The following is an 11,856-nucleotide window of genomic DNA, read 5'->3' on the forward strand; positions in this document are numbered from 1 at the left end:
CTGTTTAACGGCCCAATTGAATGCCGCTTGTTCGAAATTCCGCTCACCAAAGGGATTTACCGACCCAGGGCCGGCACTTCAGATTAAATCCTTTGGTGTTGTGGGTCGAAGTGGTGATCGCGTTAGCGGCAGGCTTCCCGATCACTCGGCCAACAGCTTGGCGATGTCGCCCTTCAACTCCTCTGGCTTGGTGGTGGGCGCATAGCGCTTGTACACCTCACCGTTTTTGCGAACCAAAAACTTGGTGAAGTTCCACTTAATGGCCTCTGTGCCCAAAATGCCCTTGGCCTGGCTGGTGAGGTGCTTAAACAGTGGGTGGGCCTGGGCACCATTGACATCCACCTTCTCGGACATCAAAAAATCAACACCATAGTTTTTCTGGCAGAAGGCGCCGATCTCGCTTTCATCGCCCGGCTCCTGCCGACCAAACTGGTTGCACGGAAAACCAATAATCACCAAACCATCGTCTTTCAGTTCTTTGTGCAGGGCTTGTAAGCCATCGTATTGTGGGGTAAAACCACATTTGCTTGCGGTGTTCACAATCAGCAGCACCTTGCCAGCAAAATCCGCCAGGTTCAACGGCTTGCCGTCCAAGGTTTTGCTGGAAAATTCATAAATGCCCTGTGCCATGTTTAACAATCCCTGTTGGTTGAAATGTCAAACCAGCAGTGTAGCCTCAAAGCCCGCAAAGGTTTAGAGCCTTATTCAATGGCTGGTGTTCTGGCTCAAACAAGCCATGGCCGCATCGCGGCTCACTTGGCCTGTCATCAACAAACGTTGAACCGACTGCTCCAAAGTCTGCATGCCATGTTGCGCCCCGGTCTGAATCGAGGAAGTCATTTGCGCCACCTTGCCCTCGCGAATCAGGTTTCGAATCGGAGGTGTGGCCAGCATGATTTCATGCGCAGCCACTCGCCCCCCGCCTTGCTTCTTCAACAGGGTTTGGCACACCACGGCTCGCAATGATTCCGACAACATGGCACGCACCATGGGTTTGTCAGAGGACGGAAACGCGTCAATGATTCGATCCACTGTTTTGGGTGCAGACGACGTGTGCAAAGTTGCAAACACCAAGTGCCCGGTTTCCGCAGCAGTTAAGGCCAATTGAATGGTTTCGAGGTCACGCATTTCACCGATCAAGATCACATCGGGGTCTTCGCGCAGCGCTGAGCGCAGGGCAGCGCCAAATGAGTGCGTGTGCTCACCCAACTCGCGCTGGTTCACAATGCAATTCATGGGCGTGTGCAAAAACTCAATGGGATCCTCAATGGTCAAAATATGACCATGCACATTGCGGTTCACCTCATCGACCATGGCGGCCAGCGTCGTGCTTTTGCCCGACCCAGTGGGGCCTGTCACCAACACCAGGCCATTGGGCTCACGAGCCACTCGTCTAAACACCGAGGGAGCCCCCAATTCTTCCAGCGTGCGAACTCGACTTGGTACCACACGAAAAGCCGCTGAGGCGCCACGGCTTTGCATGAATGCATTCACCCTAAAGCGTGACAAACCTTCAATGTCCAGGCTGTAGTCGCACTCGTGGCTCGCCTCCCAGCTCTGCCATTGCACTTCGCTCATCGAGCTTTGCACAAGGTGATACACCTCGCGATGACTCAACACGGTATCGCTCAGGCGCTTTACATCGCCATCGACCCTGACCATGGGCGGCATGTCGGCCGACAAATGCAAATCCGAAGCGTGTTCCTCCACCGCCCAGGTCAAGAGTTCTGTCAGTGTCATCGGGCTATAATCTCCATGTGGTGAATTTTCCGCCCCCAGGGCAAGCCCAGAAGCCATGACAGCAGCAAATCATCTTCAATTGGTACAACAGCGCATGGCCCAAGCCTGCCAAAAAGCCCAACGAAACCCCAAGGACGTCATGCTGCTTGCGGTGAGCAAAACTTTTCCGCTTGCGGCTGTGCTTGAACTTGCCGAGCAAGGGCAATTGGCTTTTGGAGAAAATTACCTGCAGGAAGGTTTGGACAAAATCACCCAAGCAGCGGAGCATGGTACAAAAGCCACCCAATTGGAATGGCACTTTATCGGCCCCATCCAGAGCAACAAAACCAAGCCCATCGCTGAACACTTTGCCTGGGTGCACAGCATAGACCGACTTAAAATTGCAGAGCGGTTGGCAAAACAGCGGCCTGCCCACCTGCCGCCACTCAATGTTCTGGTGCAAATCAACACATCCGGAGAGCAAAGCAAATCGGGCGTTGAGCCAAGCCAGGCAGCCGCATTGTGCAAGCAGGTTAATGCCTTGCCAAATTTGGCTCTTCGAGGCTTGATGACCATCCCCAGTCACACCGACAACACCCAAGCCTTGCGAGAAGAGTTTTTGATGTGCAAGCAATTGTTTGATCAAATGCGCACCGAAGGCTTGGCTCTGGACACCCTCTCCATGGGCATGTCTGGCGACCTCGAACTGGCCATTGAATGTGGCTCCACCTGCGTGCGGGTGGGCACTGCCCTGTTCGGTTTGCGCAACCGCCAAGTCCCCAACACATAAGGTTTAAAACACATGAACAATGTTTTATTTTTGGGTGCTGGCAATATGGCCTACGCCATTCTGGGAGGTCTTATCGCCAAGGGCGAGCAGGCGACCCAATTCAGAGCCATCGACCCCAGTGAAGACGCTGCCGTCAAAATGGCCAACCTGGGTGTGGCATGCACCGCTGCTTGGCCGAGCGATTTCAAACCTCAAGCCGTGGTGCTGGCCGTTAAGCCGCAACAGATGCAGGCCGTGCTGCAAAGCCATGCCCCCCGATTGGCTGGCACCTTGCTGATCAGCATCGCGGCGGGGGTGGGTGTAGAGCAAATTCGAAACTGGAGTGGCCAAATCGAATCCCGCGTGGTGCGCTGCATGCCCAACACTCCCGCCTTGGTGGGGCAAGGCATGTCTGGCCTGTATTTCACCAACAACTGCACGGCGGATGACAAATCCTTCGCCAAGCGCATCTTCCAAAGCTGCGGGCAGGTGATCGAGGTGCAAAACGAAAGCGACATCAATGCCATCACAGCCATCTCGGGCAGTGGCCCGGGTTATGTTTTTTATCTCATGGAGGGTTTGGCCAAGGCGGCGGTGCAGTTGGGGTTCGATCAAGAACAGGCGGCGCAGTTGGTCAAACAAACGTTTCTGGGTGCAGCCACCTTGGCCAATCAATCTCAAGACACTTTTGCCATCCTCAGGGAAAAGGTAACCTCCAAAGGTGGCACCACCTTTGCTGGCCTGGAGGAACTGCGCCTGGCCGCTGTTGATGAAGCCTTGATCAAGGCCGCACAAGCGGCCTGCGCCAGGGCGGAAGAGCTTCAAAAAGGTGGGTAAAACACAAACTGCAAGACCAGCCCTGCAAACAGGGCAAATCCAAACCAGTTGTTGTGCAAAAAGGCTTTAAAACACTTGGCGCGATCCCGGTTGCGAATTAAAGCAAAGTGATACGCCGCCACAGCCAAAGCGCAAATCCATCCCAGCCAAAACGGCCAGCCAAAACCCAAGGCAAAAGCCACCACCGCCCACAGGGCCAGGCACATGGCGTAGCACACCATGATCCCAAGCACATCAAAACGGCCCAGGGTGATGGCCGCGGTTTTAATGCCCAACTTCAGGTCGTCGGGTTTGTCCACCAAAGCATACTCGGTGTCGTAAGCCACCGTCCAAAACACATTGGCCAAAAACACCACCCACGCGTACCAAGGCACCTCGCCTTGTACAGCCACAAACGCCATGGGGATTGAAAACCCAAATGCGATGCCCAAATAAGCTTGGGGCATGGGGAAAAACCGCTTGGTGAATGGATAAGTGCCTGCCAAAAACGCAGCCGGCAGACTCATTAAAATTACAGGCCACCCCAAGGGCAGAACAATCAACAAGGCCAGCAATGCCAGCACAGCCGCCAAGGCGACGGCCTCCCATGCAGCAATGCGCCCCGATGTCAAAGGCCGATTGCGCGTGCGCTCCACATGCAGGTCAATGTCACGGTCAGCGTAGTCGTTAATGGCGCAACCGGCCGAGCGCATCAACACCACCCCGGCCAAAAACACCAACAACACCTGCACATTCGGCACACCACGTGCAGCCAACCACAAGCCCCACAGGGTGGGCCAAAGCAGGAGCAATATACCTATGGGTTTGTCCAGCCGAAGCAATAAAAAGTAATCCCGCAAACGGCCTTGCAAATTGGCGGCCTGCATTAACGCACCATCTGGGGTGCGTCCAAAAAACTCACACCGTTAAGCTCGCATTGCAATATGCATTCACGAAGCGCATCCAAGGCTTCACGTCGACCAAAGCTTTTGCGCCACACCAAAGCCACTGTGCGCTTGGTGTCCTCATCTTCAAGGGGCACGTAGGTGAGCAAAGACTCGGCTGGCACCAATTGGGGAACCGAGCTGGACGGCAAGACCGTGATACCAATGCCCGAGGCCACCATGTGACGAATGGTCTCCAGCGAACTTCCCTCAAAGGTGCGCTGAATCCCCTCAGAGGATTGAGAAAACCGAGACAACTCTGGGCAAACACCCAGCACCTGGTCGCGAAAACAATGCCCCGTGCCCAGCAGCAGCATGTTTTCGGTGCGAAGTTCATCAGAGCGAATGCTTTTGCGCCCAGCCCATCGATGCGATCTGGGCAGCGCCACCACAAAAGGCTCATCATAAAGCGGCTGGATCACAAACCCCGACTCGTTGATGGGCAAAGCCAACACGGCCACATCAATCTCGCCCTGCTTGAGCAACTCCAGCAAACGCACGGTGAAGTTTTCCTGCAACAACAGGGGCATGCTGGGCACGCGGTCGATCATGCTGGACACCAAACCGGGCAACAAGTAAGGCCCGATGGTATAAATGACCCCGACCCGAAGTGGCCCGGCCAGTGGATCCATGCCCTGCTGGGCAATGGTGCGAATGGCTTGCGCCTCTTCCAACACACGTTGCGCTTGCACCACAATGCGTTCGCCCACAGCCGTGAGCGACACCTCGCTGGAACCGCGCTCAAACAAAGACACGCTCAGTTCCTCTTCCAGCTTTTTGATGGCCACAGACAGGGTGGGCTGGCTAACAAAGCAAGCATCAGCCGCCCGGCCAAAGTGCTTCTCTCTGGCCAAAGCGACGATGTATTTCAGCTCGGTGAGAGTCATTTATGTTTTCTATCGTTACGGCGGCGACAATTATTATTGCAAAAGCAAAGCCCCCGCCGCAAGTGAAAAGGACGCTTTTATTCACCAAGCCGCTACAAGCGCATGGGCAAAATCACCATTTGCTGACCTGCATTGTGCAGGCGGCGTTGCAGTTCAAGCGCCGCCTGGTTGTGCAGCAGGCGGGTAAACATGTTCTCGTTGTCAAACACTAGCTTGCTGGTAAAAAAGATTGCATTGGGATGTGACTCAGAAACCTCTTGGGCCAGACGCGTTAATTCAGCCACAGCATCGGTGCCAAACCCCAAGTAGCTTTTGGCCCGCAAACCATGGCTGCGGCAGAAGTTCACAAAGTAATTCAAAGACACAGAGGCATCCACCCGCATGGCCTCCAGGGTTTCTTTGCCGCCATACACATTCGAATCTACAGTGCGGGCATTGATAAAAATAAAATTCTGGAAATGATCAGGAAACATGCGCTGCACCCACAACAAGGCATGCAAACCGCCGCCACGGCTGTTGCCCACCACAAACACCGCTGTGTTGCCACCTTCGATCAGTTCAGCGGGCGAGCTCTCGGAGCCATATTGAATGCCTGCAAATGCCTCATCCACACGCGCAATTCTGGCCTTTGTGTCACGGTAATGGGTGCGGACCGCCAGGCACACACACACCACCAGCGCCGTGATGAGCATGGTGACCCACCCCCCCTGGAAGAATTGCGTCACGATCGTGCCCAGCAAAATAGAAGCCGACACCACCAAACCCAAACCTGCCGACAACAAGCCCTTGAACCAACGCCGTTCTTCCCGGTGTTTTAACCAGTACACCGCAAGGCCCAACATGGACAAACTAAATACCAAAAACACATTGATCGAAAACAACACCACCAACAAGGCCACACTGGCCGAGCTCAGGTAAATGGCCAGCAGAGCCAAAGCCCCCATGAGCAATGTGCCGTTTTTGGTCACCATGCGGTTGGACAAATAACGAAACTGGTGCGGCAACCAGGAATCCATGGCCATGGTCGACAACACCTTGGGGCCAATACTAAAACCCACGTGGGCCGCCAACAGCAGCACCGCTGTCTCCAAGCCCAGCATGACCAACAGGCCAGCAATCACATAGGGCCAGTCCCAACCAATGCCTGTGAACACCCTTTCAAACAACACCCCGTTGAGCGCCATGGTGGGCTCGGCCCGCACATCCCATAGCAAGTACAACACCGCAAGGCTTGCTGCGGCAAAAGCCAGTGCGCACGCCACATAGGCCAGCATTTTTCGGCGGTTGTCTGCACTTTGCCGGTATCGGCTTAACTGAATGGTGTCCGAGGCGGCTTCAATGCCAGTGTAGGTGCCCCCTCCCAGGAAGAAACCTCTTGCAAACACAGCCAACACGGCCAACAAACCTGCGTCCTGCCACATTGACTTGGTGCCGCTGACGCTGTCGCGAACAATCCGCCCCATGTCTTCAAAGTGGTCTGACAAAGCCACCAAAATGAACACCAGGTGGGTCAGTAAAAACGCCGTGAACAACCACTTAAAAGGCTTAAGATTCAACTGCCTTGCCTGCAAGTGAAACGCCATCAACGCCAACATCAGGGCCATTGATACCCACACACGGTACTCATAAAACGCCGGAGGCAAAAAGCTGAACATCAAATGAGTGGCGGCACTAATGCCCAAGGCCACCATGAGCACATAGTCCACCAACAACGCGGCGCCAGCGAGCAAACCCACCTTGGGCCCCAACAGCGTGTTGGCCATCGCGTACGCGCCGCCGCCTTTGGGGAACAACTCCGACACCCTGAAGTAGGTTAAAGAAACCAACAAAATGGAAAAAGCCGTTAACAGCCCAAGAAACAACAAAAGGTGGCGGGCATCGCCAAGCGCCTTGAAAGACTCTTCGGGCCCGAAAGCAATTGACGCCAGCCCACAGGCTCCCACGGCCACCCAAGCGTATTTCTCAGAAAAAATATCGTCTTTAACAACAGGCCGCAAAGCATGGTTGGCTGCGGCATCGTGTACACGCGTGGTGGTGGCCCGGTGGCGTTTGCTCATGGGTAGCATTGCGGCGCAACAAACAAGCCGACAATGGTATACCGTCCGGGTGGGCAATACAAGGCGGCCCCGGCGCGTTATGATTGCATCTCACCAAATTCAACCTTCCCAATTCATTTTTAATTGTTTGCCATGAGCCAAGTCACTGTTGTATCCACCCCTAACGCACCTGCTGCCATCGGCCCCTACAGCCAGGCCATTCAATTCGGTAACCTGGTGTTCACCTCTGGCCAAATTGGCTTGAACCCTGTCACCGGCGAACTGGTGGGCAGCGACACCGCCTCACAGGCACGTCAAGCCTTTGCCAACCTCAAGGCCGTGGCCGAACAGGCGGGCGGCTCTTTGGCCAATGTGGTCAAGTTCACCCTCTTCCTGACCGACCTCAGCGAGTTTGCGCAGGTCAATGCCATCATGCAAGAGTACGTGCAGCAACCCTTCCCGGCCCGCTCCACGGTGGGCGTAGCCAGCCTGCCCAAAGGTGCGCGCTTCGAGGTGGAAGCCATTCTTGCGCTGTAAAGCGCTGATTGATGCCATGGCCCACGCCATAGCCCAAGCCGCCAATACCCATGGCTGACTCTCCCCGTTGGCCCGAATTGGCCAAGCTGCCCGAGCACCTAGCCGAACAGGTGGGGGGCCTGTTGGCAGCAGGGCATTGGATGGCTCTTGCCCTGCACCTGCCGTTGCGGTTTGAGGATAAAGCAACCATCACCGCCATGGATGCCCTACAACCGGGGCAAAAAGCAAACATACAAGCCACGGTCACCGCCCAAGAAGTACTCCACCACCCACGCAAGCAACTGCGGGTGTGGGTCGAAAATGGCGACACAAGGCTGCTACTGCGCTGGTTGCATTTCTACCCGGGATTGCGCAGCAAGCTAAGCGAAGGCACCGCACTGCACATCAGCGGGCAAATCCGCCAAGGCTACGGCATTCTGGAAATGGTCCACCCCACCGTCAAAGTGCTGGCCGGCCTGGGCATTGAACCCATCGCTGCATCCACCCCGACCCCAGCCTCGGCCCAAGCCTCGCAAGTGCTGGAACCCGTTTACCCCAGCTCCGGGCAAATCAAACAATCTGACTGGCACCGCTGGATGAAAAAGCTGCCCAGCGCGTGTTTTGAAGACACCCTGAGCGAGAGTCAGCGCATGCGTCATCGCCTTCCTGAATGGGGCGAGAGCCTGGAAACCCTGCACGGGCAGGCGCAGCCCAGTGCCCTGCACAGCCTGAACACGCGAAGCCACCCAGCGTGGATGCGCGTCAAAATCGACGAACTACTGGCGCAACAACTGTTGCTGGCCACGTGGCGTTTGCAGCGCCAGCAAGAAAAAGCACACCCCCTCAAGGCCGATCCCCAGGGTTTGATTGATCAATTTACCCGGCAGTTGCCATTTAAACTCACTCAAGCCCAACTGCGCTCAATCCAAGAAATATCCCAAGACTTACAACAACCACACCCCATGCAACGCCTGCTGCAAGGCGATGTGGGCAGCGGCAAAACCCTGGTGGCTGCAGTGGCCTGCCTGCAAGCGGTGGCCAACGGTATGCAAGCGGCCATGTTGGCCCCCACCGAGGTGTTGGCCGAGCAGCACTTTCACAAGCTAAAACCACTGTTCGACACGGTGGGCGTTCGCTGTGCCAAGCTGCAAGGCGCCATGAAAAAAAGCGAGAAAAACCGCGTGCTGCAGGCCATGACCATGGGCGAGGTGGACGTTGTGGTGGGCACGCATGCCCTGGTGCAAGACCAGGTGCAGTTCAAACAGTTGGCCTTGGTGGTGGTGGACGAACAGCATCGTTTTGGCGTGGCTCAGCGCCTGTCCCTTTTGGCCAAAGCCAGCGACGGGCGACTGGCTCACCAATTGATGATGAGTGCCACGCCCATTCCAAGGACACTGGCTCAAACCTATTTGTCCGACCTGGCGGTCTCCAACCTCGATGAAAAGCCCCCAGGACGCAAACCCATCATCACCAAACTGCTTTCCCACAAAAAACGGAATCAACTGATTGCAGCGATTGAGCACGAAATCGCCAGCGGCCAACAGGCCTATTGGGTGTGCCCGTTGATTGAAGAAAGCGAAGCACTGGACCTGCAAGCTGCCGAAGTTACCTTCGAAACCTTGCAAGAGCAGCTGCCCAAGCGTCGAATCGGTCTGCTGCATGGCCGGCAAGACAACGCCCACAAGCAAAGCGTGATGCAGGCGTTTTCCAAAGGCGAACTGGACTTGCTGGTCTCGACCACAGTGATCGAGGTGGGTGTGGACGTCAGCAATGCCAGCTTGATGGTGATTGACCAAGCCGAGCGATTTGGCCTGGCCCAATTGCACCAGCTTCGGGGGCGCGTGGGCCGCGGCTTGGTGCAGAGCGTTTGCGTGCTGCTTTATGGCTCCCCGCTGTCTGCCACTGCCAAAATGCGCTTAAAAGCCATGCATGAAAGCGACGATGGCTTTTACCTGGCCGAGAAAGACCTTGAAATTCGCGGTCCCGGCGAGTTGCTCGGCAAGCGCCAATCGGGCATGCCCATGCTGAAATTTGCCGACCCCATGCTGGACAAAGACCTGTTAAATACTGCACGTCAACTGGCAGCCGAAATATCAGTTGGCAGTCCACAGGCGGAGCGCCACATGCGGCGCTGGCTGGAGGAAACCCCGTGGTGGTTAAGCTAGCGGTGGCGCGTGCAGCGACAAGCCCATAAAAAAAGCCAATCCCGAAGGATTGGCTTTTTTATTTGACCGCGTTTGGAGTGAAGCAGATTACTCTGCGGCACCCTTGTTAACGCGGTTTGGCAACTTTTCCTTGATGCGTGCGGACTTGCCGGAACGCTCGCGCAGGTAGTACAGCTTGGCGCGGCGAACATCACCACGACGCTTCAATTCGATTTTTTCAATCAGGGGGGAGTACAGCTGGAAAGTACGCTCTACACCTTCGCCTGAGGAAATTTTGCGAACAATGAATGAAGAGTTCAAGCCACGGTTGCGTTTGGCGATCACAACGCCTTCGTAGGCCTGCAGACGTGAACGGTTGCCTTCAACCACACGAACGCTAACCACCACGGTGTCGCCAGGGGCAAATGGGGGGATTTCTTTGGCCAAACGAGCAATTTCTTCTTGCTCAAGTTGTTGAATCAAATTCATGGTGTGCTCCAAATCATCATTCACGGCCTTGTATGTGGTTCAAGTTGAACGTGGCCGCCAGAGGATGAACATAAAATTCAGAAATGCTATTTTTTAGGCAGCATTTCTGGCCTGAAGCGTTCTGTGTAAGCCTTTGCTTGCTCAAAACGCCAACTCGATATTCTGCCATGGTTTCCAGACAAAAGCACCTCTGGAACCGCTTTATTTTCAAAAACTTCCGGACGAGTGTAGTGTGGGCAATCCAGCAGCCCCTGCTCAAACGAATCTTGCGTGGCCGATTCTGCGTGATTCAGGGCATCGGGCAACAAGCGCACCCACGCATCCACCATGCAGGCCACCGCCAACTCGCCGCCCGACAGCACGAAATCCCCCAGGCAAAATGTGCGGTCCACGTGATCATCGATGAACCGCTGGTCCACACCCTCGTAGCGACCACACAACAAAATGGCCCCCTCGGTGGCCGACAGGGTGCGAACATCGGCCTGCTTCAACAAAGGGCCATGAGGGGTTAAAAAAATAACGGGCGCTGTATCTCCCCGAGCGGCACGTATGGCCTGCACAGTCTTTACCAGGGGCTCGGCCAACATCACCATGCCAGGGCCTCCGCCATAAGGACGGTCATCCACTGTGCGGTGTGGGTCAGTGGTGAAGTCCCGAGGATTCCAGCAATGCAGGCTGGCCAGACCTTTTTTAAAAGCACGCCCCACCACCCCAAGCTCCAGCAAAGGTGGAAATTGGTCCGGAAAGATGGTGATTACATCAAAGCGGGGCTTGGGCATAACGTTCAATAATCCAGTTGCCAGTCAGCCAGTATTTGCCTGGCGGCTGTGTCCACATTTAGCACATACGCGTCCACAAAAGGAATCATGCACTCCCCGCCCGGTACTTCGGCCTGGGCCGGTGTTTTTAGCACCAAGATGGGGTGTGCTCCGTGGTCAACCACCTGCGACACCTCACCCAGCAATTCACCTTGTGGATTGTGAACCTGGCAGCCGACCAGGTCGACCCAGTAATATTCGCCCTCGGCGGGCGGCGGAAATCGAGTGCGCGACACATGCACCCGACAACCCTTGAAGGTCGCGGCAAGCTCACGGTGCTCCACACCTTCCAAATGCGCCACCAGTCGGTCGGCGTGCACCTTCACCTGAAGAATACGGAAAGGCTCATACACCAATTGCTCTGGCTTTGGCCGTGCAACACGCCCGGCTGCACCTGAAACCTGCGCCGGCAAACGCGACAACCACCACTCACGGACCTTGAGCAGAACCACCGGGTCATCAGAGGACGGCAGAACATTCACCCAGCCCTTTAAGCCATAGGGTTCGCCAATGCGCCCCAGCTCTACCAAATCGTCAGGTTTATTTGCGCTCATACACAAGGGATAAAAAACAAAAGTCCGCGAATGTGAGGTTCACGGACTTTTCGATTTTTTGGGCTCGGCTGCGCAGCGCTTGCGCCCATACGCAGCAGCCTGGCAAGCTGCAATTAAGCGGCTTGCTTTTTGGTGAACTCACCCACCAAACGTGCCACTGTGGG

General features: G+C 55.5%; 12 protein-coding genes. 4 read left to right on the plus strand and 8 right to left on the minus strand.

Translation table 11 applies throughout. The features are described 5' to 3' along the window. Positions 1 to 141: 141 nt before the first annotated feature. A complete protein-coding gene (locus ACEQU8_RS13920) occupies positions 142 to 630 on the minus strand; it encodes a glutathione peroxidase (protein ID WP_370264399.1) in 489 nt (162 codons plus the stop codon). 75 nt (positions 631 to 705) lie between these two features. Further along, complete coding sequence (locus ACEQU8_RS13925) at positions 706 to 1,740, minus strand: type IV pilus twitching motility protein PilT (RefSeq protein WP_370264400.1); 1,035 nt, start codon at positions 1,738 to 1,740, stop codon at positions 706 to 708. 55 nt (positions 1,741 to 1,795) lie between these two features. Between ACEQU8_RS13925 and ACEQU8_RS13930 the strand changes: the two genes are divergently transcribed. After that, the gene (locus ACEQU8_RS13930; protein ID WP_370264401.1) at positions 1,796 to 2,509 is read left to right on the plus strand and encodes a YggS family pyridoxal phosphate-dependent enzyme; all 714 of its coding nucleotides are present in this window, start codon (positions 1,796 to 1,798) and stop codon (positions 2,507 to 2,509) included. Between the two features lie 12 nt (positions 2,510 to 2,521). After that, on the plus strand, positions 2,522 to 3,325 hold the full coding sequence (proC, locus tag ACEQU8_RS13935) for a pyrroline-5-carboxylate reductase (RefSeq protein WP_370264402.1): 804 nt from the start codon (positions 2,522 to 2,524) through the stop codon (positions 3,323 to 3,325). Here proC and ubiA read toward each other — a convergent pair. The 3 genes from ubiA to ACEQU8_RS13950 all read right to left on the minus strand — a co-directional run bounded on the left by ubiA (position 3,310) and on the right by ACEQU8_RS13950 (position 7,192). Continuing rightward, a complete protein-coding gene (gene ubiA, locus ACEQU8_RS13940) occupies positions 3,310 to 4,176 on the minus strand; it encodes a 4-hydroxybenzoate octaprenyltransferase (protein ID WP_370264414.1) in 867 nt (288 codons plus the stop codon). The two genes, proC and ubiA, sit on opposite strands and share 16 nt — an antisense overlap. A 14-nt stretch (positions 4,177 to 4,190) precedes the next feature. Next, positions 4,191 to 5,135, minus strand: a complete 945-nt coding sequence (locus tag ACEQU8_RS13945) for a LysR substrate-binding domain-containing protein (RefSeq protein WP_370264404.1) — start codon at positions 5,133 to 5,135, stop codon at positions 4,191 to 4,193. Between the two features lie 92 nt (positions 5,136 to 5,227). Then, on the minus strand, positions 5,228 to 7,192 hold the full coding sequence (locus tag ACEQU8_RS13950) for an APC family permease (RefSeq protein WP_370264406.1): 1,965 nt from the start codon (positions 7,190 to 7,192) through the stop codon (positions 5,228 to 5,230). Between the two features lie 132 nt (positions 7,193 to 7,324). Here ACEQU8_RS13950 and ACEQU8_RS13955 point away from each other — a divergent pair, with 132 nt between their 5' ends. Both ACEQU8_RS13955 and recG read left to right on the plus strand, forming a co-directional pair. Next, positions 7,325 to 7,708, plus strand: coding sequence for a RidA family protein (locus ACEQU8_RS13955; protein WP_370264407.1), 384 nt, complete (start codon positions 7,325 to 7,327; stop codon positions 7,706 to 7,708). 50 nt (positions 7,709 to 7,758) lie between these two features. Further along, a complete protein-coding gene (recG, locus tag ACEQU8_RS13960; protein WP_370264408.1) occupies positions 7,759 to 9,852 on the plus strand; it encodes an ATP-dependent DNA helicase RecG in 2,094 nt (697 codons plus the stop codon). Between the two features lie 87 nt (positions 9,853 to 9,939). Here the strand turns inward: recG and rplS are convergent, their stop codons facing one another. From rplS to rimM, 3 genes are all read right to left on the minus strand, one after another. Next, on the minus strand, positions 9,940 to 10,320 hold the full coding sequence (rplS, locus tag ACEQU8_RS13965) for a 50S ribosomal protein L19 (protein WP_370264410.1): 381 nt from the start codon (positions 10,318 to 10,320) through the stop codon (positions 9,940 to 9,942). A gap of 86 nt (positions 10,321 to 10,406) precedes the next feature. Next, entirely contained in the window at positions 10,407 to 11,099 is a 693-nt protein-coding gene (trmD, locus tag ACEQU8_RS13970; RefSeq protein WP_370264411.1) for a tRNA (guanosine(37)-N1)-methyltransferase TrmD, read from the minus strand. Positions 11,100 to 11,104: 5 nt separating this feature from the next. Continuing rightward, a complete protein-coding gene (rimM, locus tag ACEQU8_RS13975; RefSeq protein ID WP_370264413.1) occupies positions 11,105 to 11,692 on the minus strand; it encodes a ribosome maturation factor RimM in 588 nt (195 codons plus the stop codon). Positions 11,693 to 11,856: the final 164 nt, after the last annotated feature.

Source organism: Limnobacter sp. (assembly GCF_964228395.1).
GTDB lineage: Bacteria > Pseudomonadota > Gammaproteobacteria > Burkholderiales > Burkholderiaceae_B > Limnobacter.